Annotated in this window: 28 protein-coding genes and 1 pseudogene; 13 read left to right on the plus strand and 16 right to left on the minus strand. The window is 67.4% G+C overall.

What is annotated here, in order from left to right; translation table 11 throughout:
• Position 1 precedes the first annotated feature (1 nt).
• Positions 2-1,063, minus strand: a complete 1,062-nt coding sequence (locus tag DAT37_RS17945) for an N-acetylmuramoyl-L-alanine amidase (protein WP_232839820.1) — start codon at positions 1,061-1,063, stop codon at positions 2-4.
• Positions 1,064-1,350: 287 nt separating this feature from the next.
• Here DAT37_RS17945 and DAT37_RS17950 point away from each other — a divergent pair, with 287 nt between their 5' ends.
• Positions 1,351-2,523: a helix-turn-helix transcriptional regulator gene (locus DAT37_RS17950; RefSeq protein ID WP_157978534.1), complete on the plus strand. Its 1,173-nt coding sequence runs from the start codon at positions 1,351-1,353 to the stop codon at positions 2,521-2,523.
• Here DAT37_RS17950 and DAT37_RS17955 read toward each other — a convergent pair.
• The gene (locus DAT37_RS17955) at positions 2,466-3,131 is read right to left on the minus strand and encodes a hypothetical protein (protein WP_109525917.1); all 666 of its coding nucleotides are present in this window, start codon (positions 3,129-3,131) and stop codon (positions 2,466-2,468) included. The genes DAT37_RS17950 and DAT37_RS17955 overlap by 58 nt on opposite strands.
• Before the next feature lie 18 nt (positions 3,132-3,149).
• Between DAT37_RS17955 and DAT37_RS17960 the strand changes: the two genes are divergently transcribed.
• From DAT37_RS17960 to DAT37_RS17975, 4 genes are all read left to right on the plus strand, one after another.
• Positions 3,150-3,386: a hypothetical protein gene (locus DAT37_RS17960; RefSeq protein WP_109525918.1), complete on the plus strand. Its 237-nt coding sequence runs from the start codon at positions 3,150-3,152 to the stop codon at positions 3,384-3,386.
• 267 nt (positions 3,387-3,653) lie between these two features.
• On the plus strand, positions 3,654-5,213 hold the full coding sequence (locus DAT37_RS17965; RefSeq protein ID WP_109525919.1) for a class I adenylate-forming enzyme family protein: 1,560 nt from the start codon (positions 3,654-3,656) through the stop codon (positions 5,211-5,213).
• Positions 5,214-5,322: 109 nt separating this feature from the next.
• Positions 5,323-6,012, plus strand: a complete 690-nt coding sequence (locus DAT37_RS17970; RefSeq protein WP_109526068.1) for a VOC family protein — start codon at positions 5,323-5,325, stop codon at positions 6,010-6,012.
• A gap of 29 nt (positions 6,013-6,041) precedes the next feature.
• A complete protein-coding gene (locus DAT37_RS17975) occupies positions 6,042-6,590 on the plus strand; it encodes an LppA family lipoprotein (protein WP_109525920.1) in 549 nt (182 codons plus the stop codon).
• 28 nt (positions 6,591-6,618) lie between these two features.
• Here the strand turns inward: DAT37_RS17975 and DAT37_RS44920 are convergent, their stop codons facing one another.
• Together DAT37_RS44920 and DAT37_RS44925 are read right to left on the minus strand one after the other, a co-directional pair.
• On the minus strand, positions 6,619-7,116 hold the full coding sequence (locus DAT37_RS44920; protein ID WP_332873338.1) for an LLM class flavin-dependent oxidoreductase: 498 nt from the start codon (positions 7,114-7,116) through the stop codon (positions 6,619-6,621).
• Positions 7,053-7,472 (minus strand): LLM class flavin-dependent oxidoreductase, encoded by a 420-nt coding sequence (locus DAT37_RS44925; RefSeq protein WP_198654318.1) that lies wholly within the window; start codon positions 7,470-7,472, stop codon positions 7,053-7,055. Before DAT37_RS44925 ends, DAT37_RS44920 begins: the two co-directional genes overlap by 64 nt.
• Positions 7,473-7,558: 86 nt before the next feature.
• On the opposite strand from DAT37_RS44925, the gene DAT37_RS17985 reads away from it, so the two are divergent.
• Positions 7,559-7,933 carry a winged helix-turn-helix transcriptional regulator gene (locus DAT37_RS17985; protein ID WP_198654319.1) on the plus strand — a complete coding sequence of 125 codons (375 nt, stop codon included), beginning with the start codon at positions 7,559-7,561 and terminating at the stop codon, positions 7,931-7,933.
• Positions 7,934-8,052: 119 nt separating this feature from the next.
• Here DAT37_RS17985 and DAT37_RS17990 read toward each other — a convergent pair whose 3' ends face one another.
• The 4 genes and pseudogenes from DAT37_RS17990 to DAT37_RS45510 form a co-directional block, all read right to left on the minus strand.
• Positions 8,053-8,850 (minus strand): SDR family NAD(P)-dependent oxidoreductase, encoded by a 798-nt coding sequence (locus DAT37_RS17990; protein ID WP_109525922.1) that lies wholly within the window; start codon positions 8,848-8,850, stop codon positions 8,053-8,055.
• A 75-nt stretch (positions 8,851-8,925) separates the two neighbouring features.
• Positions 8,926-9,369 (minus strand): pyridoxamine 5'-phosphate oxidase family protein, encoded by a 444-nt coding sequence (locus tag DAT37_RS17995; RefSeq protein ID WP_109525923.1) that lies wholly within the window; start codon positions 9,367-9,369, stop codon positions 8,926-8,928.
• 61 nt (positions 9,370-9,430) lie between these two features.
• The gene (locus tag DAT37_RS45505) at positions 9,431-9,892 is read right to left on the minus strand and encodes an LLM class oxidoreductase (protein ID WP_232839821.1); all 462 of its coding nucleotides are present in this window, start codon (positions 9,890-9,892) and stop codon (positions 9,431-9,433) included.
• A gap of 49 nt (positions 9,893-9,941) precedes the next feature.
• Positions 9,942-10,265: pseudogene (locus tag DAT37_RS45510) on the minus strand (LLM class flavin-dependent oxidoreductase); the annotation flags it as partial.
• Positions 10,266-10,463: 198 nt separating this feature from the next.
• Here DAT37_RS45510 and DAT37_RS18005 point away from each other — a divergent pair.
• On the plus strand, positions 10,464-11,381 hold the full coding sequence (locus DAT37_RS18005; RefSeq protein ID WP_109526069.1) for an alpha/beta hydrolase fold domain-containing protein: 918 nt from the start codon (positions 10,464-10,466) through the stop codon (positions 11,379-11,381).
• Here DAT37_RS18005 and DAT37_RS18010 read toward each other — a convergent pair.
• The 3 genes from DAT37_RS18010 to DAT37_RS18020 are packed head-to-tail and all read right to left on the minus strand — an operon-like array spanning position 11,370 to position 12,613.
• Positions 11,370-11,846 (minus strand): DoxX family protein, encoded by a 477-nt coding sequence (locus tag DAT37_RS18010; protein WP_232839822.1) that lies wholly within the window; start codon positions 11,844-11,846, stop codon positions 11,370-11,372. The genes DAT37_RS18005 and DAT37_RS18010 overlap by 12 nt on opposite strands.
• A 58-nt stretch (positions 11,847-11,904) precedes the next feature.
• A complete protein-coding gene (locus DAT37_RS18015; RefSeq protein WP_109525924.1) occupies positions 11,905-12,207 on the minus strand; it encodes an ANTAR domain-containing protein in 303 nt (100 codons plus the stop codon).
• Positions 12,197-12,613: a hypothetical protein gene (locus DAT37_RS18020; protein WP_109525925.1), complete on the minus strand. Its 417-nt coding sequence runs from the start codon at positions 12,611-12,613 to the stop codon at positions 12,197-12,199. Before DAT37_RS18020 ends, DAT37_RS18015 begins: the two co-directional genes overlap by 11 nt.
• A gap of 132 nt (positions 12,614-12,745) precedes the next feature.
• On the opposite strand from DAT37_RS18020, the gene DAT37_RS18025 reads away from it, so the two are divergent.
• Positions 12,746-13,711 carry a homocysteine S-methyltransferase family protein gene (locus tag DAT37_RS18025; RefSeq protein WP_109525926.1) on the plus strand — a complete coding sequence of 322 codons (966 nt, stop codon included), beginning with the start codon at positions 12,746-12,748 and terminating at the stop codon, positions 13,709-13,711.
• A 149-nt stretch (positions 13,712-13,860) separates the two neighbouring features.
• Here DAT37_RS18025 and DAT37_RS18030 read toward each other — a convergent pair whose 3' ends face one another.
• A complete protein-coding gene (locus DAT37_RS18030; RefSeq protein ID WP_109525927.1) occupies positions 13,861-14,274 on the minus strand; it encodes a TIGR03668 family PPOX class F420-dependent oxidoreductase in 414 nt (137 codons plus the stop codon).
• 196 nt (positions 14,275-14,470) lie between these two features.
• Here DAT37_RS18030 and DAT37_RS18035 point away from each other — a divergent pair, with 196 nt between their 5' ends.
• A complete protein-coding gene (locus DAT37_RS18035; RefSeq protein ID WP_198654320.1) occupies positions 14,471-15,835 on the plus strand; it encodes a M20/M25/M40 family metallo-hydrolase in 1,365 nt (454 codons plus the stop codon).
• Positions 15,836-15,881: 46 nt separating this feature from the next.
• Entirely contained in the window at positions 15,882-16,418 is a 537-nt protein-coding gene (locus DAT37_RS18040; RefSeq protein ID WP_109525928.1) for a YbhB/YbcL family Raf kinase inhibitor-like protein, read from the plus strand.
• A gap of 55 nt (positions 16,419-16,473) precedes the next feature.
• Here the strand turns inward: DAT37_RS18040 and DAT37_RS18045 are convergent, their stop codons facing one another.
• The 3 genes from DAT37_RS18045 to DAT37_RS18055 all read right to left on the minus strand — a co-directional run bounded on the left by DAT37_RS18045 (position 16,474) and on the right by DAT37_RS18055 (position 20,765).
• Positions 16,474-18,306: an AMP-dependent synthetase/ligase gene (locus DAT37_RS18045; RefSeq protein WP_109525929.1), complete on the minus strand. Its 1,833-nt coding sequence runs from the start codon at positions 18,304-18,306 to the stop codon at positions 16,474-16,476.
• 223 nt (positions 18,307-18,529) lie between these two features.
• Entirely contained in the window at positions 18,530-19,063 is a 534-nt protein-coding gene (locus DAT37_RS18050) for a GTP cyclohydrolase II (protein WP_109525930.1), read from the minus strand.
• Between the two features lie 193 nt (positions 19,064-19,256).
• Positions 19,257-20,765: a PfkB family carbohydrate kinase gene (locus DAT37_RS18055; RefSeq protein ID WP_109525931.1), complete on the minus strand. Its 1,509-nt coding sequence runs from the start codon at positions 20,763-20,765 to the stop codon at positions 19,257-19,259.
• Positions 20,766-21,228: 463 nt separating this feature from the next.
• Here DAT37_RS18055 and DAT37_RS18060 point away from each other — a divergent pair, with 463 nt between their 5' ends.
• Positions 21,229-21,501 (plus strand): hypothetical protein, encoded by a 273-nt coding sequence (locus DAT37_RS18060; RefSeq protein ID WP_109525932.1) that lies wholly within the window; start codon positions 21,229-21,231, stop codon positions 21,499-21,501.
• A complete protein-coding gene (locus tag DAT37_RS18065) occupies positions 21,501-21,809 on the plus strand; it encodes a hypothetical protein (RefSeq protein ID WP_109525933.1) in 309 nt (102 codons plus the stop codon). Before DAT37_RS18060 ends, DAT37_RS18065 begins: the two co-directional genes overlap by 1 nt.
• Positions 21,810-21,885: 76 nt before the next feature.
• On the opposite strand, the gene DAT37_RS18070 is transcribed toward DAT37_RS18065, so the two are convergent.
• Complete coding sequence (locus DAT37_RS18070; protein ID WP_109525934.1) at positions 21,886-23,370, minus strand: PfkB family carbohydrate kinase; 1,485 nt, start codon at positions 23,368-23,370, stop codon at positions 21,886-21,888.
• 551 nt (positions 23,371-23,921) lie between these two features.
• Between DAT37_RS18070 and DAT37_RS18075 the strand changes: the two genes are divergently transcribed.
• Positions 23,922-24,266, plus strand: coding sequence for a hypothetical protein (locus DAT37_RS18075; RefSeq protein ID WP_198654321.1), 345 nt, complete (start codon positions 23,922-23,924; stop codon positions 24,264-24,266).
• Positions 24,267-24,279: the final 13 nt, after the last annotated feature.

Raw genomic sequence — 24,279 nt, forward strand, 5'->3', positions numbered from 1 at the left:
TTCAGGCGCTGTCGCGCAACGGTTCGTCGCGGCCCGAGGTGGTGCGCAGGGCGAGTGTGGGTTTCGGGGTCCAGTAGATGCGGCCGTTGTCGAATTCCTGGTAGGTCGCGGTGTCGTAGGCGATCTCGTCGGAGATCGGCCAGCCCAGCGCCCCGTTCTCGAATCCGGTGCGGTTCCACCGTTCACGGATTTCGCCGTGCACCCGGTAGGCCGGTTTGCCGGTGCGTCGGTAGAGAGCGCCGTTCTGGAATCCCTGCACTTCTCCCCATTCGAGGTTCGCCGGGTCGCGAAGCACGGTGTGATCGGTGATCGGGTAGCCCAGCGGCCCCGCCTCCCAGCCGGTTTCGGCGTACTTCTCGAACAGTGACGCCGGGATCGGATGCGCGCCGGTGGACGGATGCCAATAGATGTAGCCGTGTTCGAACTGCACGAACCTCCCGACCCCGTCGGCGGTCCGCATCTCCTCTCCGCTGCCGAGGCGCTTGCCCAGCCACGGTGAGGACGCGGCCTTGATATCGATCTCACCCGCCACCGGCGCGCCACCCGCGAACTCGCGGACATGGCTCTCGAAGACTGCCCACGGGAAGTTCCACCCGACATCGGTATGGGTTCCGATGCCGAGACACTCGGTGACGTACCTGTGGTCGGAGATGCCGTCCCTGCGCGAATACGGTGGCGCGATCACGTCACTGGCGAAACCGTACTTCCCGGCGTCCTGAACGGCCAGCCACGCCGCGATCCGCAGGTCGGCCTCGATCGCGAGCCACTGGTTGCGCGACCAGGACGCGCGACTGCCCGCGAAACAGAGATTGATCGTATGGCTGTTGGCATCCAGGACCGACCACGACGCGTAGTCGGTGTCGACGACATCGCACACGACGCCACCGCGGAGCGTGTAGTGGTAGGAGACGCCGTTGGCGGGATTGTTCAGATACGCGGCGAGCGATTCTGCCGTGCCGTTGCCTTCCTGGGTGTGGATCAGGAAGTTCGTGACGCGGGCTCCCCACCGCTCCGAGCGTGAGTTACCCATCCTGTCGAGTTCGGTGTATGCGGGGGCGTTCACGATGTTCTCTCCTTGTCTCGCAGTGCGATCGAGGGATCACGGTTCGGGGGAGGGGATGCGACGGTCGGCGCCTTTCGACGTGCTGTAGCGAATGGGTTGCTCTATCGAGTAGAACAGGCATCCGGTCACGGTTCCTCATCCGAATCGATGAGGACGCCGAATCTGTTGATGGCATGTGGCAGAGTACGATCGAGTACCCCGCTACTCGTGTGTGGAACTTCTCGAACATCTACGGTCTGCCCGCTCGACGACCAGAGCTACTGTGCCGCAGGACATCTCCTATGACTATGACAATCGAGAGGTTTTCCGCGATCGTCGCGCGTATCGATCGCGCGGCGCTGTATCCGGCCGAGTGGCCGCGGGCGATGCACGAAATCGTCACGGCGCTGGGTGGTTACCACGGCGGCGTGGTCGTGTCCGGCGCGGGTAGCCGAAGAATGACCGTGTGCTCACCCGGCGCGGACGAACTGCGCCGCAGCTACAATTCCCGGTTCTGGCGGATCGATCCGATCGCGGGTGCGCTCGAACACGAACCGGCCGGTGTGATCACCACCTGTGCGGACCTGCTCGGCCCCGAATATCTGCGGCGGCACCGGTTCTTCAGCGACTGGATGGCGCCGAACGGTCTCGGTAACGGGGTGCTGGCCCTGATCGGCAGCGGGTCCGAGACCTCGTGGTTGGGGGTATACCCGCACGGCGGAGGGGATCTGGACCTCGCGCACGTGAGATCGACGATGGGCTTGCTGCTTCCGCATCTGCGTCACGCGCTGACCGTGCAGTCCCGTCTCGGGAACGCGGCGGCCGAGCGTGACCGGGCGGTGGCCGTGCTGCACGCCTATCGGCACGGCCTGGTGATCGTGTCCGGGCAGGGGGTGGTCAGCTACGCGAACCCGGCGGCCAGGTCCATCCTCGATTCGGGCGACGGTCTGGCGATCGGCCGCCGCGGCCATCTCGAAGCGTCGGGCACCGTGGTCGGATTGCGTCCCCTGATCGACGCAGCGATCCGGGAGACCGGTCGGCGCGCGGGCGGGCGCACACTCGTGCCTCGGCGCAGCGGAACCGGGGCCTACGCGCTGCTGGTATCGCCGCTGGACCCGGATATCGACGGCCGCGCAGAGCCTCGGGCCGAGGTCGCGCCGTCCGCGTTGGTCGTCATCGTCGACCCGGACGAGCCGATCCCGGGCGGCGTGGACGAACTGCGGCAGTTGTACGGCCTCACCGCGGCCGAGGCGAGGGTGGCCGCCGCCGCGCTGCGCGGTGCGGGATTGCGTTCCATCGCCGACGAACTGGCGATCTCGGTGAACACCGTCCGCACGCACCTACAGCGCGCGTTCGAGAAGACGGGCACGCATCGGCAAGCCGAACTCGTCCGTGTTCTCGCGACGATACTGTCCGGGACCGGTCAGTTCGAAGGATCCGCTGGCGGGGTTCGTACGGCGATCTCGCCGCCCAGTTCGTAGCCCTCGGCCAGTTCGAGACCGTCCCCGCTCCAGAATCGGCCCGGGTCATACCAGTTCGGGCTGCGCTTCTCCGGCAGCAGTCCCATCGACTGATAGGTGGCCGCGACGATCTCGGCGCAGTAGGCGCTCTCCAGTTCGCGCGCGGCCTTCTCGCTCGATCTTCTGCGGCGGGGCAACCGTGCCGCGCGGCCGCGCAGCCAGCGCCCTGCCAGACTCGCCGTCGACGGGAACGGGGTGCCGTCGAGTCGGGCGATCGCGCGCAGCAAACCGTCTTCCATCTCCCGCGTCGCGGGTTGGTTCAACTGACGCAACCAAGCCTGCTGACCGTAACGCTGCGCCCACACCAGCACCGCGTCGCGCAGATTGTGTAACTGGACCCCGCGGTGTTCGGTTCCCGACCACATATCCGGCAGCGACCGCCCGAGTTCCGCGTGCCAGATCAGCGCCGGTAGGTCATCGATCACCACGGACATGCCGACATGGTTGACCGGACTGTTCGTCGTCATGCGAATCACCCGGTCAGCGGTCGAATGTCCACGGAACAGCCAGATGTCGCCGGTCCTGGTGACCTCGAGCGCTCGGTCGAGACTGATGCTCTTACCCGTCATGGCCGTAGCCTATGCGGTATGAGGTGGTGGAAGGCAGTGGGATTGGCGGGTGCGGCCGGTGTAGTGGCGACCGGAGTGGTCGTGGTGCAGGCCGAACGGCGACGCCGCGCGTACACGCCCGAGCAGGTTCGTGACCAACTACACGAGCGGTTGGCGCGAGCGCAGTCGGTGCTGGAGGTCGTCGACGACGAGACTCCCGCGTCGCCGCGTCGCTTCGACATCCGCGGACAGCTCCGCAGGCTCCGTCGCCGCTGAGCGCGGCGCGCGCGAATCATTCCGGAGGCGACCGGGATCGAACCGACCGGGCCGTTTCGAAGCGGCCTCGGCGCGGATCGCGGTCGGCGCACGAACTCGGGCCGTCGAGGCGAGTGCCGTGGTCGGTGGCACGCGCTCTACGATATCCGTCGGTGCAGGTCGGTCGTCGGCTCCGCGGTGGTATTCGCCGCCGGGTGAGTGGACGACAGGGCAGTTCGGCGCGCATGCCGGAATGCCGGACCGGCCGGGCAGAACGGAGTTGGAGATATGCAGCCCTCGACCACCGGACCCACCGTCGGGCATCTGCTCGCTCGCGCGGTCGACGAACACGGCGATCACACCTATCTGGTCTCTCCGACCGACCGGCTGACCTACGCCGAGGCGCAACGCCGCTCCGGGCTCGCCGCGCGCCGGTTGTTGCGGGACGGGATCGGCAAAGGGGCCCGGGTCGGGCTGCTGTTCCCCAACGACGTCGACTGGATCGTCTGGTGGCTCGCGGTTTCCCGGATCGGCGCCGTGGCGGTACCGCTGAGCACGCTGTACACCCCGGCCGAACTCGGCAAGGTGATCCGGCTGTCCGATATCGGCGTCCTCGTCGCCCCCGCGCAGATCCTCGGCAACGACACCGCCGAGCGGCTGGAGGCGGCACTGCCGGGACTGGCCACCGCGCCGACATCGACACTGTCGCTGCCCGCCGCGCCCTATCTGCGGCGCATCGCGCTTCTCGGCGAAACCGACCGCGCCTGGGCCGACACCACGACACCCGACGAGGACACCGTGCCGGGAACGGAGATCCTCGCCGCCGTCGAAAAAGAGGTCAGCCCGGCCGATCTCGCCATCATGATCCACACCTCCGGATCGACCGCCGACCCGAAGGGTGTGCTGCACACGCACGGCACCCTGGTTCGCCAGACGGCGGGCTGGCCCGCGGCGATCCGAGGGCTGTGCGGTGGGTCGGCAGCGCCGCGGATCCTGTCCTCGATGCCGTTCTTCTGGATCGGCGGGGTCCTCGCCGCGACCGGAGCCCTGCACGAACCGGTGACGCTGCTGGTGATGCCGCGTCCGGAACCCGGTGCGGCACTGGACCTCATCGAGCGCGAGGGCGGCGAGGGCATCGTCGGATGGCCCGCGTTCACCCGGCGCATGCGCGAGCATCCGAGTTTCGCCGACCGCGATCTGAGCGCCGCGCCACTGTTGCGCGACGGCCCCCTGGATATCGCCATGTACAACGTGCCCGACGAGTTCCCTGTCCATCGCAGTCTGTCCGAGACCGCGGGCAGTTTCGCCCACACCGATATCCGGATCGTGGACGCCGAGGGTGTTCCGGTGCCGGACCGGACCACCGGCGAACTCCTCATTCGCGGGATCGGAGTGATGAGCGGTTACAACAAGCGCGAACGTCACGATGTCTTCGATGCCGACGGCTGGTACCACACCGGCGACCGGGTCTATCGGCTCCCGGACGACCCGCGCCTGTTCTATGTCGGCCGGACCAGCGAACTGATCAAGGTCGCCGGAGCGAATGTCTCCCCGCGCGAGGTGGAGGCTGTGGTCGAGGAATGCGACGGTGTCCAGCAATGCCTCGTCGTCGGCATAGATCATCCCGAACGCGACGAACAGGTATGCGCGGTCATCGTGCCGTCGCCCGAAGTCGACGGTTCGCTCGATCTCGACGACATCGCCGCGCACACCCGACGGGAGCTGTCCGGCTACAAGGTCCCGACGCGCTGGATCGTGACCAGCGGCGATCACGTCCCCACGCTGCCCAGCGGCAAACTCGATCGCCGAGGATTGCGAGCCCTGGTCGCCGACGGATCGCTGAACTGAGTCGGTACGCGCTCACACGGTGGTGGTGAGGTCGTCGGCCGACCGAATTCAGGATGCGTCTGCCTCGGAGTCGCGACGCGGCCCGGCCGAACACGGCAGGATTGTCTTCGTGGTCGACGAACATCTTTCCGGTTCCCGCGCTTCCGTCGCCGTGGAGTCACTCGGCTGGCGTTTCCTGCTGGGGAGTCTCGCCGCGACCGTCGCTGTTCCGTCTCTGCGGTGCGGGCTCGACATCGCGGACGCTGCCGCGCGCGCCTGCGCCGACGACGCGGACGAGCATTTGCGTATCGATGTGCGCGGTGACCGCGTCGAATTGGTATTGCAGCCCAGGACGACGGGGCGCGTCCTCGAACGCGATGTCGTTCTCGCGCACCGAATCTCCGAATCGGTGTCCGCCCTCGGCTTCGAAATCGCCCTGCCGCGCCGCGAGGGACCGGGCCGGGCGGTGCAGGCCATGGAGATCGCCATCGACACCGAGGACCGCACCGTCATCCGACCGTTCTGGAAGGCGGTACTGGCCTATGTCGACGCTCCGGGAACCGGTGACCCGAACGCCATCGTCGATCCGGTCGGTCAGGGACCGGCACTGTGGTTCCAGCACATGGATGAGCCACGGCCGCAGCGTAATCGGATCCACCTCGATATCTCGGTGCCGCACGACGAGGCCGATCGCCGGATCCGTGCCGCGCTCGAAGCGGGCGGCACGATGATCAGTGACGCGGCGGCGCGAGCGTTCTGGGTGCTCGCCGACGCCGAGGGCAACGAGGTCTGCGTGTGCACGTGGCAGGACCGGGACTGACGAGAGCGGCTTCGCGGACGGGGAGGAATATGTCGTATCGGATCCGGCGCGCGATCGCCGTGTCGGCGGTGGCGTCGGTCTCGAGCGCGTGTGCGACGCTGCTCGGTTTCGAGGATCCACCGTCTCCGGAGCAGATCGAATCCGCTGCCGCCGAGCTGGCGACGTTGCCGAGTCTGACCGCATCCGAGGAGGCGTTGCGGACGGTAGTGGAACAGATCGTCGCCGCGGCCTCTGCCGTCGCGCCGCAACTGCGGTGGAGCCGACACGGCGACCGCGACCAAGGCCCCTGTTCCGGGCCCTTCGAGCAAGCGGGCGGTGTCCTCGTCCAACTGCCCGAACATCGAGCCGAAGGCACCCTGCCCGATGCCGAGTGGCCCGCGTTCCAGCAGACCGCGCGTGAACTCGCCGCCGAGATCGGAGCGCGCACGGTGCAGCGCGGCTTCCGTGAGCCACCGGAATATTACGTGGGCTTCGAAGGATCCGAAGGCCGCTCCTGGCACAACCAGACCAGGGTGCACATCACCGCCGTCCCCGGCACGGTGACCATCACCGCGAACGTCGGATGCCGTATTCCCTGACCGCGAGCCCGTCGCGGCGGCTGTCGTCTCAGTGTGGCGCTCGAAGTCGGGGTGCGACTTCCTCGCCGAGGCGGGTGATCGATTCGAGGACGAGTTGTTCGGGCAGCCCACCCCAGTCGGTGAGGACTTGGAGGCGATCGAATCCGGTCGCGTCGTGTAGTCGTCGCAGTTTGCGTGTCACCGTGTCGACCGTGCCGATCATGAGGGCTCCGTCGGGTGCGAGTCCTTCGGCATAGGCCTGGGGGGTGACGTGATAGCCGGACCCTCCCGGACGCTTGGGACGCAAGAATTCTCGATAGTGGGGATAGGCCGCGCGCGCCTGGTCGTCGGTGTCGGTGATCAGCAGGTGCAGTGCGATCCCGACGCGCGGGTCGGTGGTGATGTCGGCTCCGGCGATGGCCTTTCGGTAGATCTCGGCCAGAGCGGCAGGTCGGTCGGGCGGGCCGATGAGGTATCCGACGATCATGGGCAGGCCGAGGTCGCCCGCTCGATGAGCGCTGGAGGCTGATCCGACACCGAGCCAGATCGGGAGGCGCGTCCGACGGTGATCTCGGCCCGGCCGGCGCTGATCAGGTCCACGGTGGCGAAGTCCTGTAGCACCCTGACCGGGTCGTGGACGCTGAGTACGGTGACTCCGCTGGTCAGGCGAATGTGGTCGGTTCGTGCCGCGATAGCCGAGAGTACGACCGCCGGTGACGACACGGCGAAATCCGGAGTGTGGTGTTCGCCGACGCTGAAGTGTTGCAGCTCGGCGGCTTCGGCTGTCTCGGCTTCTCGCACTATGAGCGCCAGCCTGCGTTCGGTCGCACGGCGCACGTCGGTCGGGTGGGTGATTTCGGGCGTCTGAGGGAGGTCGCCGAGAGTCGCGATGCCGATGTCCATCGTCAGACTCCGGTCGCACGGGCGGCCGCGCATATAGCTATGAAATAATTAGTCACTATGAAAACAGTAGTAGCTATGCTGGCGGTGTGACAAGCGAGGTGACGCGTGAAGATCGGGACGAGCCGGACGGCGATCTCGGGCACTGCCCTCGGTTCCATGCCGCGATAGAACTACTGGGGCGCCGGTGGAACGGCGTGATCATTCAGCGGTTGCTGGCGGGACCGATGCGCTTCTCCGAGATCCGCCGGGGTGTGCCTCGGTTGACCGATGCGATGCTGTCGCAGCGACTTCGAGAACTCGAAGACGCCGGGGTCGCGGTCAGGGTGGTGGCCGACCAGCGACCCGTTCAGATCACCTACGCCCTGACGCCGGTCGGGATGCGGCTGGCGCCGGTGCTCGCCGCGGTCGCGGACTGGAGCAACGACTGGGCCGAGCGAGACGACGGTGATCACGCGAGCTGACCTGGCCGCACTCCGAACGCGACTCGGCGGCACCGGCGGCGCGGGAAGCTACATCGAGGTGGTCCGCTTCGCGTCGGCGACCGTCCTACCCGGACGCCGACGCGACTCCCGACGCCCTGTCAGTAGTACACCGGACCCGGCACACCGCCACCGGCGGCGATGGCGTCCCCGGTGATGGCGATACTGCGCGGGGAGGCGAGGAAGGTGACCACGTCGGCGACCTCGTCGGCATCGATGACGCGGCGCAGCGTATTGCGCGCGAGGTCGGATTCGAGGTCGCTGATCGTGCGGCCGGAGTTCGCGGCCTCGGTGGTCAGTCGGGCGGTGAGGCGTTCGGTCCTGGTCACGCCGGGGTGGACGACGGTGACGTTGACGCCGGAGGGGCCCAGTTCGTCGGCCAGATTCTTCGTCAGCGCGGAGACGCTGATGTTGCGGATGGTCTGGGCGATCGAATTGGCTTGGCGCGCACCGAGTCCGCTGATATTGATGATCCGGCCCCAGCCCTGCTCGACGAGATGCGGAGCGACGGCGCGGGCGGTGCGCAGATAGCCGAGAACCTTGATCTCGACCTCGCGGCGGACGATCTCGTCACTGGTCGCCGCCAGATCGGTGGGCGCACCGGCGCTCCACGGGGTCGCGGCCGAGTTGACCAGGATATCGACTCCGCCGAGTTCTGCGACGGTACGCGCGACCAGTTCCCGGACGCGGTCGTCGTCACCGGTGTCGGTGGGGACGGCGAGCACTCTGCGCCCGGTCTCCTCGGAGAGCGTGCGTGCGGCGGCCTCCGCGGTTTCGGCGTCGCGCGCCGCGATCACCACGTCGACACCTTCGGACGCCAGCGCCCTGGCGATGGCGTAGCCGATACCGCGGCTTCCGCCGGTGACGATGGCGCGCTTGCCGTTCAGTTGCAGATCCATTGCCCCGACGTTAATACCGTCGGAGTCGAGGACTACCGGTCCTGCTCGCGATGATTCGAAGTCCCGGCCGTGCCGTCAGCCGTTACCGTAGACGCGATCGGGAACGACCAGCACCGCCGCGCGCCGTTCGGTCGCCATCACCCTGTCGTACTCGTCCCAATCCTCGTGCGTGCCGCCCGCCGCGCCGAACACGTCACGGAGCAATATCCGCAGCCGTTCGGTATCGAATCCGGGCTCGGGATCGTCGGGACCCACGACAATGACCGGCCCTTCGGCAGCCGCCCATTCCCACCCCACCCGGACCACGACCGTCATGCGCGGCCGGAGACGGAGATTGTCCAGTTTGCGGGTGCCGCCACGCACGACCATGCCGATGACCTCGGCGCCGGTGTCCGGATGCGGCAGCACACCCGCGTTGACCAGTGACGACTGAATCGTGTTGTCCGCGCGCAACGTCGAGACCACGCACAGCCCGTGATCGCCTGCCGTCAGCCGGGTGAAATCCGCGAGATCGGTCACGCCGGGAGTCTAACCGGGCTCGGTGCGCACCCGGTGGACGCCGAGCCCGTGCATCCGACGTTCATCCGGACTTCGTCGCTGTCGGAGTGAACGCGCCGCGCCAGCGACGTGCCGGATGGCTGTCGGGAAGTTGGTCGCCCTTGCCGGTGAGTTTGTCGCGCAGCGTCCCCGTCACCGGTTCGTGCGGGACGAGGCCGCGGGCGCGCAGTTCGGGCACCACGTGGTCGGCGAAATCGCTGAAACTGCCCGGGGTGAGCAGGTATTGGAGGTTGATGCCGTCGACACCGGCGTCCTGCCAGCGTTCCAGTTCGTCGACGACCTGTTCGGGTGCGCCGACGATCCGTGTCGCTTCCTGTTTGTGGCGGATGAAATCCGCGATGGTGACATCGGTGCGGCCGCCCGCGGCGCGGATGAGGCCCTCGATCGAACTGCGGGTGCCCTGGACACCCTCGGCGAGTTCCCCGATCGGGGTGTCGGTGGGCAAGCCGCCGAGGTCGACGCCGATACCACCTGATGAACACACCTTCGGCGTGGCGTGCGGCGAAAGCGCGTCCCGCGGCGGAGGTTCCGGCTTGGAACAGAACCGGTGTCCGCTGCGGGGACGGGGCCGAGAGGTGCGGACCCCCGACCGAATACCTGGCACTGCGGTGATCGATCTTGTGGATCTTGGCGGGGTCGGCGTGCACACCCCGGGTGCGGTCACGAAGGAGTGCGCCGTCGTCCCAGGAGCCCTCCCACAACTTGTAGACGACCTCGGTGTACTCCTCGGCCCATTCGTAGCGGCCGTCGTGGTCGACCCGGTCCGGGAGATCGAAATTGCGTGCCGAATTCCGCAGGGCGCTGGTGACGACGTTCCAGCCGATCCGCCCCCCGGACAGGTGATCGAGGGTGGAGATCTTGCGGGCGAAGGAGAACGGATGGTCCCCTTACACGGTCGATACAGGTCGGCTTCACTCTTCGGGCCGTGAGGTGTGATCCGCCGATACCCGGGTATCGCGGTTGCGTCGCGGTTCACGGCTGTCGCCGTCGCGGCGGCCGGGTCGGTCGCCGAGGTACCCGAGCCCGCGACTCGCGCCACGACGAAGGGTTCGACCATGAGTTTCGCGATGAGGATGGCGAGCCTGTACATGCAGCGGGTGGCCAAACCGCAGATGGCGACCGCACCGCGGGCGTGGGCGCAGATCACGGCGCCGAAGGAATCGGGGGTGCCGCCGCGCAAGCTCCGCGCCCGCCACGCGATCCGGGCTCGGCAGGTCGGTGAATTCACCTGCTACAGCGTGTTGCCCGCGGCGGGCCCGGCGGCGCGGTTGGTGCTGTACGTGCACGGCGGTGGCTATTACCGGCAGATCGCGCGCCCGCATTGGACACTGATCTCGCGTCTGGCCGACGCGGAAGTCGCCGTCGAGGTGCCGATCTACGGCCTCTCGCCCAGGTACTCCTATCGTGACGCCTACCCGATGCTGACCGCCGCCTACGAGCAGGCGCTGTCCGAACATCCCGACGCGACGGTGACCATCATCGGTGATTCGGCCGGTGGCGGGCTGGCGCTGGGCTTCGTCCAGACGCTGCCGGTATCCCGACGGCCGGACCGGCTGATACTCCTCTCGCCGTGGCTGGACCTGACCATGTCCGAGCAGAGCGACATCTACGATCCGTGGCTGAGCCGGACCGGGCTCATCGAGGCGGGCCGGGCGTGGGCCCACGGCACCGACCTCGGCGATCCGTTGCTGAGCCCGCTCAACGGCCCGCTCGCGGACCTGCCGCCGACCCACGTCTATATCGGGACCAGGGATCTGCTCTACCCCGATGTGCTGCGCCTGCGTCGCCGCGCCGCCGAGGCGGGCACCGACATCAGGGTCACCGTATGCGAAGGGGCGATCCACGTGTACCCGCTGGTGGCGGCGCCGGAAGGCCGGGCGGCGTCGGCGGCGATCGTCGACGAGGTCAGGTGGCCCGGACGGTCGGGTACCGACGTGTCGCGCGGGGTGGGTTCCGGCCTGTCATCGACCTGAACGCGGTGCGCGGGTCGACCACAGCGCCCACCCGATCAGGACCGGCTGGAAGAACAGTCGGATCAGGCGTTTGCGGTCGGTGTCGAGGCCGAAGGCGTCGCGTCGTCCGAGGTATTGCGCGAGATTGCCGGGGAAGACGGCGAGGAAGAACAGGGCGAGCACCTGTCCGGTCCTGGCGCGGTCCCGATCCGCGAGCGCCAGATTCGCGCCGAGCGCGATCTCGACGCCCCCGGAGGCCATGACGACACCGTCCTTGTCCAGCGGCACCCAATCGGGCACCTGGGCCTGGAAATCCTTCCTGGCCCAGAACAGATGGCTCAGGCCCGCGAAGATCATCGCCGAGGCGAGGACCCAGCGCGCCACGTCGCGAACAGTCGAGGTCTCTGCCGGGTCGCAGCACGCCGGGCCGGACTCCGGCGTGCCATCGGGATCCTCGACGCTGATTTCCGAGCTGTCGTTGTCCATCTGTCCCATGGTAGGGACGTCGGTGGCCTCGGTGCGGTAGCGCGGCGGCGTCGCGGGTTCAGCGCGCGCGGCCCGCGCCGTGCGCGTCCGGGACCAGCAGAATCCGGTTCAGTTGCACCCGTGTGTCCCACAGGGCGGACGAATCGGACAGGGTCGGCAAGCAGGTCGCGATCCGTTCGGCCAGCTGCGCGGTGCTGATATTGCTGTCCTGTGAACAGGTGCGGAGCAGGTCGGCGGCCCGCTCGGCGGTGATCCCGTACACCAGCATCACCACACCTTTCACCTGTTCGACGACGGCCCGCGAACGGTCGTACTCGGGCGTGGGCGTGGTCGGGTCGACAGTGTTCTCCTCATCGCTCACTCCACGGCATTACCCACATTCGGCCCCCGGTACCCGAGGAGCCGAAGTCGCGAGGTCCGATCGAGACCTGTTCGACTGTCGCGTTCGCGGCGTCTCCCGTTCGCGCGCAATACTTTCGCCAGAGGCCGCCGGGCTGAGGCAGGGGAACTCGGGCGGCCGGAATCGGGCGTCCCCGAACACCCACCCGTGTGCTCCGCACGACTTCGCGCCCGGTCATCACGAAGCCGCCGTCGGCGTGTGCGGCCAGTCCGCCGATACCGCGGCGGCGTTCGATCACGCCCCCGGTGTCGCCGTCACGGTGCCGGTGGACTCCGCCTCCGGTCACATTCGAGAAGACCACGCTGCCATCGGATTCCACCAGTGACGCCTCGAACAGTCCTTCGGTCGAGTACAACTGCCTCAGCATGCTCGCTCCTCGATCGCGCGCGTTCGCCCAGGAATCGTACAGGGGCCGGTTCGCGCGGGTTCGAACCGAAGTACCGAGTTCCCCGTTTCATCCAAGACCGTCCACCCGACGACCCCTGGACAAGGATCCGTGATGAACGCCTCCCGCTCGACTTCGCCGTTGCCCGCAGGCCGACTGCTGCTCACCGACGGTGGCCTGGAGACGACACTCGTCTTCCACGACGGTATCGATCTGCCCGATTTCGCGGCGTTCCCGCTGCTCGCGGCCGAGTCCGGCCGCGATCTCCTGCGCGGCTACTACCGCCGCTACGCCGAGATCGCCCACCGCAACGGCATCGGCATCGTGCTCGACACCCCCACCTGGCGCGCGTCGTCGGACTGGGGCGCACGGCTCGGTTACGACGGCGACCGATTGCGGGCGGCAAACACCGACGCGGTCGAACTGCTGCGGGGGATCAGGGCGGAATACGCACCGGAGACCGCGGTGGTGATCTCGGGCAACGTGGGGCCGCGCGGCGACGGTTACGACGTCGGCGCCCGGATGTCGATCGAGGAAGCGCGCGACTATCACCGTCCACAGATCGCCGCGCTGGCCGCCGCGGGCGCCGACCTCGTCACCGTGCTCACCATGACCTACTCCGACGAGGCGATCGGCGTGGCGCTGGCCGCGCTGACCGAGTCGGTACCCGTCGCGGTCGGGTTCACCGTCGAGACGGACGGAACGCTGCCCTCCGGGCAATCGCTGGCCGATGCCATCGAAGCGGTCGAGCGGGCCACCGACGGCTACCCCCTGCACTACGGCATCAACTGCGCCCACCCGGACCACTTCGAACCCGTTCTGCGACACGAAGACTGGGCCGACCGGATCGGACTGCTGCGCGCGAACGCGTCGCGGCAGAGCCACGAGGAGCTCGACAACGCCACCGAACTCGACGCCGGAGATCCGGCCGAACTCGGCGCGCGGTACGCGGCGCTGCGCCGGGAATACCCGAACCTGGTGGTGGTCGGCGGATGCTGCGGCACCGACCACCGCCACGTCGCCGCCATCGCCGAAGCCTGCGTCGCCGATTCCCCGCGCGGCGGGCCGTCCGCCGGGTGAGGACGCCCGACGACGCCCGGATCGCCCGATGCCGGTCGGGGCGGTGCCGGGTGGCCGGATTCGGGGCGCGACGGTGAGAAGAATTCATCGCCCGGCATTCGTCGGCTCTACACGGCGGAAAAGCGCGATCCCGCAATGCCTCTCGGCTGTCAGGCGGCGGCCCAGCCGGTCCAGCGGGTGACCCGGATGGCGAGTACGGGTCCGGGCGGAGGTTGGCTGACGTACTGGCGGTACCGGGCAGTCAACAGCACGAGCGCGTGCTCGGACTCGGCCTCGTCCGCGAGTCGCGCGCGACCGTCGGCGCGGACCCACCACAGTTGCGTCCAGTCGTCGGCATAGCGGTCGGCGAGGACGGCCACCGCGGGATTGGCGGCGATATTGGCCAGTCGGCGCAATGCCGTGGTGGTCTTGGGTTTGGCGTCGACGGCGGTGTAGACGATGTCGTCGGACACCGCGAAGACGATGGGCACGATATGCGGTGTCAGGTCGGGGGAGACCGTCGCCAGCCTGGCGACGGATTCGCCCTCGAAACGATCACGCGCCCGGACCGGGTCGAGCCGCATGGCACCTCCTCGCACCGCTGGGATAGCTCCGACCATGCGCCGATCGGAGGATTTCGGCAACCCGTGCCGTCGTGGCTTTGCGATCAGTGTGATGTTGAGACGCGGTGGCGTGAACTGCCACGCCAGCGCCGCTCGCGCGCCCCGGCGGCGGGTGGGGTGGTGCCGTCCGACCGCCCGCAGTGGTAGGAAAGGGAGCGTGTCCGTTACTGGCGAAGGATCAGGTCAGATCAGCAGCAGGTCGCGCGCGGTGGACGAGGTCGTCGAGTTGGTCAGCACGCTGATCAGATTCGACACCTCCAACACCGGCGAGCTCGCGACGACCAAAGGGGAACGCGAATGCGCTGAGTGGGTCGCCGAACAGTTACAAGAGGTCGGCTACACCACCGAATACGTGGAATCGGGCGCCCCCGGCCGCGGAAATGTGTTCGCGCGGCTGAAGGGAGCCGATTCCGAGCGGGGCGCGTTGCTGATGCACGGTCACCTCGATGTGGTACCCGCCGAGGCGTCGGACTGGAGTGTGCATCCCTTCTCGGGAGCGGTGCGCGACGGTTACGTGTGGGGACGCGGCGCGATCGATATGAAGGATATGGTCGGCATGACACTGGCGATCGCGCGCCAGTTCAAGATCGAGGGGACGGTGCCGCCGCGCGATATCGTCTTCGCCTTCCTCGCCGACGAGGAGAACGGCGGCAAATGGGGTTCGCAGTGGCTGGTCGACAATCGCCCCGATCTGTTCGACGGCGTCACCGAGGCGGTCGGTGAGGTCGGCGGATTCTCGTTGACGGTGCCGCGTCCTGACGGCACCGAACGCAGGCTCTACCTGGTGGAAACCGCCGAGAAGGGGCTGGGCTGGATGCGCCTGCGGGCCAAGGCCCGTGCCGGTCACGGCTCGTTCCTGCACGAGGACAACGCCGTGACCATCCTGGCCGCCGCGGTGGCGCGCCTGGGTAAACACACTTTCCCGCTGGTGCTTTCGGACTCGGTGGCCGAATTCCTGGCCGCGGTGGCCGAGGAGACCGGACTGGAATTCGATCCGCACAGCCCCGATATCGAAGGCCAACTGGCGAAACTGGGCACCATCTCCCGCATCATCGGCGCCACCCTGCGCGATACCGCGAATCCGACCATGCTCCAGGCCGGTTACAAGGCCAATGTCATCCCGCAGACCGCGGAGGCGGTCGTCGACTGCCGCGTGGTGCCGGGTCGGCAGGAGGCGTTCGAACGCGAGGTGGACGAACTGATCGGCCCCGATGTCGAACGCGAGTGGATCACCAAACTCGATTCCTACGAAACGACTTTCGACGGCCACCTGGTCGACGCGATGAACGCCGCGATCCTCGCCAACGATCCGCAGGGCCGCACCGTGCCCTATATGCTGTCCGGTGGTACCGACGCGAAAGCGTTCGCCCGCTTGGGAATTCGATGCTTCGGGTTCGCCCCGTTGCAGCTGCCGCCCGATCTGGATTTCAGCGCGCTGTTCCACGGCGTCGACGAACGCGTCCCGGTGGACGCGCTCGAGTTCGGCACCCGCGTCCTCGAACATTTCCTGCTCAACAGCTGAGTTCGCCCCCACCATCACCGCCGACCGACAACCCGGAAGAGAGAAGATGACCGACAACCGCCACAATCCCTACGACGCACTCCCGCGGGTCCCGAGTTTCACCCTGACCTCGGAGAACGTGACCGACGGAAGCGCGCTGAGCAACGACCAGGTCAGCGGAGTATTCGGTGCGGGTGGCAAGGACATCTCGCCGCAGCTGTCCTGGGCCGGATTCCCCGAGGGGACCAAGAGCTTCGCGGTCACCGTCTACGATCCCGACGCGCCGACCGCCTCGGGTTTCTGGCACTGGGCCGTCGCCGACATCCCGGTCGATGTCACCTCGCTGGCCGCGGGATCGGGTTCGGAGGGCGGCACGCTGCCGGCCGGCGCGATCACCCTGAACAACGACGGCGGTTTCGCAGGCTACGTCGGCGCCGCGCCGCCGCCCGGACACGGCCCGCACCGGTATTTCATCGTCGTCCACGCGGTCGACGTGGAGAGCCTGGGTGTCGAGGCGTCGGCCACGCCCGCATTCCTCGGGTTCAATCTGTTCTCCCACACCCTGGCGCGCGCGGTCCTGGTCGCCACCTACGAACAGAAGTAGTAGACCGAAGGGCGGTGGCACCGAGCGCTCGGTGCCACCGCCCTTCGTCGTCGGCTCAGACGTTGATCACGGTCTCGGGCAACGGATCAGCGTAGAGGGAGACGATCTCCTCGGCGTATTTCGCGGCGATCGGATTGCGCTTGAGCTTCATGGTCGGGGTCAACTCGTCCCCGCCCGGCTCCCACGGCTTTCCGACCACCGTGAAGCGCTTGATCTGCTCCACCCGCGACAACTTCTTGTTCCCGGCGACGACCGCCGCGAGGATCTCGTCGATGATCTCCTTGCGACCCGCCAGCGCGACCAGATCGTCGGCGGGGGCGTCGAATTCCTTGGCGCGGATGGCCGCGGTATCCGGGTCGAGCACGATGAGCGCCGAGATGTAGGGCTTGGCCTCGCCGATCGCGACCACCTGGCCGACCAGCGACGACCCGGCCTTGACCGCGTTCTCGATATTGGTCGGGGAGATGTTCTTCCCGGCCTCGTTGATGATCAGTTCCTTCTTGCGGTCGACGATGCGCACGTAGCCGTCCGCGTCGATGGTCGCCACGTCACCGGTCGCGAGCCAGCCGTCGGAGTCGAGCGCCTCCTTGGTCTTGTCCGGCTGCTTGCGGTAACCCGGGGTGACGATCGCGCCGCGTACCAGCAGTTCACCGTCCTCGCCGAGTCGGATCTCGAGACCGTCGACCGCGCGGCCGACCGAACCCGGTCGCGGCTTGTCCAATTCGGTGAAGGTGCCGACGCCGGTCGTCTCCGACATGCCCCAGACCTCGCTCACGGCGAATCCGAGTCCGAGGAAGTATTCGAGTGTCTCCGGCGGGATCGCCGCCGCACCCGACGCCGCCACCTTGAGGTTCTGCAGGCCGAGCGCGTGCCGCAGCTTGGAAAGCACCAGCGCGTCCGCGATCTTGTACTGCGCTCCCAGCACGAGGCCACGACCCTTGCCCGAGAGGTCGGCCCGCGCGGCGGCGACGCCGGTCTCGACGGCCCATTGCGCGAGCGCCTTCTTGACCGGGCTCGCCTCGGTGGCCAGCTTGCCGTCGATACCGGCTTTGATCTTCTGCCACACGCGCGGAACACCGAAGAACACGGTGGGGCGGGCGTCGGGCAGCGCGACGGCGATCTCGCGAGGATCGGGCACCGTGGTGATCAGGATGCCGGTCAGCAGGCTGATCGAATGCCCGGAAATCCGGTCCGCGACATGGGCCGCGGGCAGATAGGAGATCGCGCGGTCGTCCAGTCCGACCGGCAACGGCCCCTTGACGAGCGCGATGATCTGGGCGAGCACATTGCGGTGGGTGATCTCGACACCCTTCGACGGGCCGGTGGTGCCCGAGGTGTAGATCAGGGTCGCCAGATCCTCCGGTTTCACCGCCTGCCAGGCCGCGGCGAAGTCGAAGTCGGGGGCGGCCGGAGTCGATTCCAGATCGGCCAGCGACACCGTCCCCTCGGCCTGACCGTCCACCAGCACGATGTGTTCGAGGGTCACCCCGGCGGCCTTGATCACGTCGAGGAAGGCGTTCTCGGTGATGACGACCTTGTTCTCCGCGTTGGTGAACAGGTGGGTGATCTGCTCGGGTGAGCTGGTGTTGTAGATCGAGAACGGGGTCGCGCCCACGTGCAGCGCGGCGGTGTCGATCAGGTTGAATTCGGGCCGGTTGGTGAGCATGATGCCGACCGTGTCGCCGGGCCCGACGCCGAGGGCGGCGAGCCCCGTGGCGAGCGCCTCGACCCGCTCCGCGTACTGCTTCCAGGTGATCTCCAGGGTGCCGCCGACCGTGCGCAGCGCGACCTGATCCGGCCGCAATCTCGCTGTCTCCTGGAATGCCTCGGGCACGGTGTACACCGTCTTGCCGGACTCGTGTGCGAAACCGATTTCTGTTGTGCTCATCTTCCCTGTCCCGGTAACTCTGTCGTGAGCCGATCTCGATGCGCCCGCAGTGTGCCGGCTGGACCCGCAACCACGACAGAATGTGGCGGTGCGTTTGTCATCGTCTCGCGGGTCGGCGCGTCATCGAGTGGCGCGGCTCACTTATCGTAGCCAGAGAATGGGACAAATGGTGTCCGTTATTCGCGAATCGGGCGGCGGAAGTACGTAGAGCGACCGGAGATCCTCACGGCAACCAGTGCAGCCCGAAGTCGCGTTTGGCGCGCAGGTACCGGCGTGCCCGTTCGCTCCGGGGTTCGGTCACCAGCGGCACGACCGACACGCGCACGCCCGACGCCCGCAGGGCGTCCACCTTGGCGGGATTGTTGGTCAGCAAACGGATCCGACTCAGGCCCAGATCGAACAGTTGCTTGGCGGCGGCGTCGTAGCGTCGGGAATCCCGCGGAATGCCGAGCCGCGCGTAACTCTCGTAGGTGTCGAGTCCCGCCTGTTCGCTGGTGTGCAGGCCCATCGCCTTGCGAATCAGCCCGGCGCCGCGACCTTCCTGTTCGAGGTAGATGAGCACGCCGGAACCCTCGGTCTGGATGAGGTCCATGGCCAAGTCCAGTTCGGGCCCGCAGTCGCAGTCGTCGGACTGTAGCGCGTCTCCGTAGAGGCATCGAGAATGTATCCGTACCAGGCAATTGTCGGCGATATCGCCGATCACGAGAACATGCCCGCCGTCGTGAGGGTCGGGCAGTTCCGCGACCCGAACCACCATCTCGCGCCCCTTGCGCGTCAACCGGTGTTCGGTATCTCCGAGACTGCACCCGGATATGGTCAATGCTCCTCCGAATCGTGAACGGGAGTTCTCCCGGATGGGTTGGGCGAGACGATATTGCCAGATTGTGACGACATTGTGACCGACTGAGCATGCGGAGGTTTCCGATTCGCGCGGTGCGCCGCCGGGGCGCTCAGCCGCCGCTGTCGTCGTCCATCGGTGATCGCGCGATGCGATCGATGCGGCCGGTGTCGGGCATCGCGCCCGGGATGTCGCCGAACGACTGGGTCGCGACCATGGCGGCGGTCGCCCACCGGAAGGCTTCGCGGTCGGCACGCCGGTCCCGGGTGATCAGTCGGTGCACGAGGGCCGCCATGAACGCGGCTCGCGCGCCCAGTGATTCGTCGAGTTGGGCGGCGGCGAAACGTCGGATGTCGATGACGTTCTTATCGGTGGAATGTACCGTGCACTCGAATCCCTGTACGGTGCAGACTGTTTCGATGCCCAGTGTCAGCAGTTGCTCGGGAATGTCCGGTGAGTTTCCCGAATCATAGGATTTGGTACGGGATTTCGACAACAGAGCGCGCAACTCCTGCTCGCTGCCGATCAGGTAGTCGATGCGACCGAAGTATTCGTAGAGGTATTGCGGAAACGAGATCGATGGCGTCGGCTGAACCAGCAGCCACGGTCCGTCCGGGACCGATCGCAAGATTTCCAGCGTGTGTTCGATGATCGTCATCGGCTGTTCGAAGGTCATCAGCACCGCGTCGGCCTCGGTGATCGCTCGCCGCGCCGCGGGCGCGTTCAGATCTTCCCGATCGATCCGGACGGCGTCGTCCGCATTGCCGATGACGGCGCTGGTCCCGTTGCCCGCCATGATGACCGCGGCCACCGGGGTCGATTCGCCGGGCACGATCTTGACCAGTTCGGTATCGACGCCCTCCTTGCGGAGATAGCGCAGGATACGCCTGCCCGCGGGATCGTCGCCGACGGCCGCGATCAGCCTGACCTGGAAACCCAGACGCGCCACCGCGACGGCCCGGTTGAGACCCTTCCCGCCGATCTGTTCCTTGAACCGTCCGAGCGCGGGTCTGCCGTCGGCGGTGGGAATGTGATCGGTGCGGTAGGTGTGGTCGATCACCGCGGCGCCGATCACCGTGACCGTTCCCAAGGTCGTCGACGCCGAATCGGAGCGCGGAGCAGGATCTTCGGGCTCGACCTCGATGCCGGCGGCCAGCAATGCGGCCAGGGCGGTGAACGCCCGCCGCTCCGGTGTCGCGCGCAGCGTCCGGACGGTCGGACGGGTCGGAATCGCTGTGGCGCCCAGACTTTCGTGCAGTGGAAGCCACTGTTGCGTCAGATACTCCCGGCGCGCTCCGAGATCGGCGGCGTAGAGGCGGTCGAAATCTATACCTACCGGGGGGTTTTCGCGAAGGAGGCCCAACGCCAGCGCCGCGTCGGCGATGAGCCGGTCCGTGGGCGCCAGTCGCCGGGCGAATTCTCGCACAACCGACAGCACGACCTCGTTCGGAGGCAATTCGTCGCGCCGCGCGCGGTCCTCGACGACCGGTAGTTCCAAGAGGGGAGCGATGTCGACCTGCGTGGTGCGGAGCCGGTCGGCGCCCTCCGCGAGACCTCGGTGCTTGCCGAGCCGGGCGAGGACGTTGCGTACGGCGACGGTCGCCGAGTCCTGGGCCGCCATCGGTCGATCGACTCCTCCCCGTGGCGAAGCGTTCATTCTGTGTCCGCGCCCACCATAGGCGGCATTTGCTGGTTTATCCAGACTATTGACGGTGAATACCCGGGGTGTGTGATGCCAATTGACATAGTTGAGATGTCAATTGGCAAATAGGGAGTAGCGAATGTTCGCGGAACCAGCCACACTGGTATCAGCGGAACATCGCCCACCAGCAGCTCGGGAGGGTCTGGTGATCAGAATGAGTCTCGTGAAGCGACGTAATCGGCGGCGTGGACAGCACCGCCCCGGCAGCGAAGCGGAGTCGAACTTCCCAGGCTGAGCCGATCGCTCGCCGATGCCGTCGACGCGGAACGTCCGGCCGGATTCCCGGCCGCGGCAACTCGAACGCTCTCCCGCCGGAAAGTCCTGTCGGCGTGGATATTCGGACAATGATCGCTTACCTGCGGATGCTCGATAGGAGCAATTCGTGACCATATTCGTCACCGACTGGTCGATGACCAGCGATATCACCGAGCACGGGGCGCATCGCGTCGCCGACAAGTGGCTCAAATCGTGGCGGCTCAGCTGGCTGCCGGATCGCCTGCTCACCCGTGAGCAAGCCCTCGCGGGGATGGATCTCGCCGAGATCGTCAGCACCCGATCGTTCCGGTACGACAACGCCACGTTTCTACGGGCCGTCCACACCGCCGGACAACTCGGCATCCCACTGGAGCAGCTGGACCTGATACCGGAGCAGTAATGACCGTGCACGCGACCGCCTGGAAGATGACCAGCGATGTGTCCCCCGAATACGCCTACCGTCGACCCCTCCGGTCCAGTCGTCCCTGGTGCCTGAGCTGGCTGCCCGGCCGACTGCTGCTCCGCGAGGAAGCGCTGGCGGGCATGGAACTCGACGAATTCCTCAGCGACCCCGATCTGGTCCACGATTCGATCGCGCACGCCGCGATCACCGATCGCGCCGACGTCCTCGACATCGGCTGGCAGGACGCGTTGCTGCTGCTGACCGAGCGGATGGTCGCCCGACTGCGCGCAGCGGAAGTCGCTTAGCTGTCAGGGATTTCGGCGCGGTCGCGTTCGGGCGAGCCCGTTCGCGTGACCCGCCCGAACGCGGAGGCAGCGGGTGTCAGCCGCGATCGCCCGCCAGGGCGACGATCGCGTCGACCTGACTCTTCTCCGGCATGGTCGCCGCCGCCGGGCCCAGTTTCTGGGTCGGGATCATGGCCGCGGTCGCCCAGACGATGTCGTCGCGTCTGAGCGGTCCGTCCGAGACCGCGATGCGATAGGCCAGGGCCGCGGCGAAGGCCGCGGTGGCCCCCGGCGCCTGTTTCAGCGCGCCCTGGAAATGCGCGATGTCGAGGGTGACATCGTCCGACCAGACCGCGCACCGGAATTCCTCGATGGCGCAGACCACCCGTACGCCGAGGCCGCGCAGTCTGCGCGCGCTGTCGGCGCTGGTCGCCGCGGGCTGGTCGGGCAGCATTCGGGCGAGTTCGGTCGGGGTCGCGACGATGTAGTCGACCGCGTCGAGGTAGCGATAGAGGTCCTGCGGTACCGCCACACTCGGTGTGGGACACAGGATCACCTGTGGTGTGGGGTGCATCCGGCGTAACAGCGCGAGTACACGTCCGGTGATGCCCCTGGGATGTTCGAAGGTCAGCAGGACGACATCGGAGCTTTCCATGACGGCGACGGTGGCCGAAGTGTCGACGTCGGCGAACTCCAGGGTGCTTCGTTCGTCGCGGGAGCCGATGAGCAGGGTGTCGCCGCTGGCGTTCATGATCACGGCCGTCCTTGCCGTCGCCCCGCCGCGCGCGATCTTGATCAGATCCCGGCGCACACCCTCGCGGGCCAGGTAGTCGAGGATATCGCGGCCGCTGTCGTCGTCGCCGAGTACCGAGAGCAGGTGCACGTCGAGTCCGAGCCGCGCGGCGGCCACCGCGCGATTGAGTCCCTTGCCGCCGGGATGACCGATGTAGTCGGCCTCGGCGGGTGTCTCGACCGAGGGAAAGCGGTCCACGCGGTAGATGTCGTCGATGACGGTGTCGCCGATCACGGTGACCTGTCCCGCGCGCGGCATCGAATCCGGCAGGGACACAAGAATTTTGCCGCTTGCGGCGGTGGCGGGAACGTGACCGGAGCCGCTCGCCAGCAGTGTCGCCAGTGCCGTGAACGTGTCGCTCTCGGTCGTGGTCCGCAGTCGTTTGACCGTCGGTGTCGCCGGGATGGCTTCTGCGTGCAATGCCTCGTGCAGGGGCCGCCACTGCTGGACGAGGTATTCCCGGCGGGTGCCGAGTCGGTCGGCGTAGAGCCGGTCCAGATCGATGCCCTCGGGCGGGTTTCCGCGAAAATGGCCCAGCGAGAGCGTGGCGTCGGCGATCAGCAGATCGGTCGGCGGCAGCATTCTGGCCGTGTCGCGCACCACCGGCAGCATGGAGGCGCCGGGTGATGTCCCGGTCCTGCGCGCGTATTCCCGGACCACGGCCAGTTCCAGCAGCGGCCCGACGTCGATCTCGGTGCTGCCGAGGCGTTCCGGCTTGAGGCCGTAGTAGGTACACAGGCGCGTGAGAATGTCGCGAATCATCACGGTTCGGGCGTCCTGCGAGGTCATGCGCGCGATCCGCCTTTCTGGCGTTCGGCCGATATGCGCCTGCCCCCACGATATTCCGCGTAAGGGGGCTAGGCCACACCTTTTCCGGCAAACACCCACGTGGCGGGGGCAATTGCCCGAAACGGCCGCGGCAACTGCCCGGAAATCGGTGGCATCTCGCCGCGGCACCGGACACACTGGGAGTCAGGCGATTACGTCGTCCACCAGTCAGGGAGGATCTGGTGATCACCGTGATCCACAGGGCCGTGATCCACGGTGCACCGAGCGCGTCGACGCGGGCGGGCCGGTGCCACGGGATCAGGATCGACCAGGACATTCGTGGCCGCCGAAGCGACCGGTGGATATGCCACCGGCGACAGCACTCGAGCACCCGCGGGGACGGTTCCGCGAAACCGTCAGCACCCAGGCATTCCGGCACACACCGATGACCTTCGCGCGGTCACCGGGCAGTGCCGGACGACCACGAATTCCCTCGAGCAGTTCCTGTTCTGCTGTGAGACCCGAAGGCAGTGATGAAGTTACACATCACCACACGAATGATGATCAGCGGCGTGACACCCGAATCGGCACGCCGGACAACGCGATCGGACGAGGAGGTCTGGCGGCTGAGCTGGCTGCCCGACCGTGAGCTCACCCGGGACCAGGCGCTGGCGGGCATGGAACTCGACGAAATGCTCAGCGATCTGGCCAGGGTGCACGATCCGGCCCTGCACGCCGCCGCCGAGATACGTGCTGCCGCGCTCGGTCTGACCGTGGAACAGGCGCTGATCCTGCTGGCGACACAGATCCTGGGGCGGATGCACGACGAGATGAACGAGCAGTCGCCCCGTCGACGCGCGGGCGGCGGCCCCGGGTTCGGACGCCGGGTGATCGAACCACCGCGAGTGCGCGGATAGGGGAGTCGGGCTC

Origin of the sequence: Nocardia aurea, from assembly GCF_003123685.1 — a bacterium.
Classification (GTDB): domain Bacteria; phylum Actinomycetota; class Actinomycetes; order Mycobacteriales; family Mycobacteriaceae; genus Nocardia; species Nocardia aurea.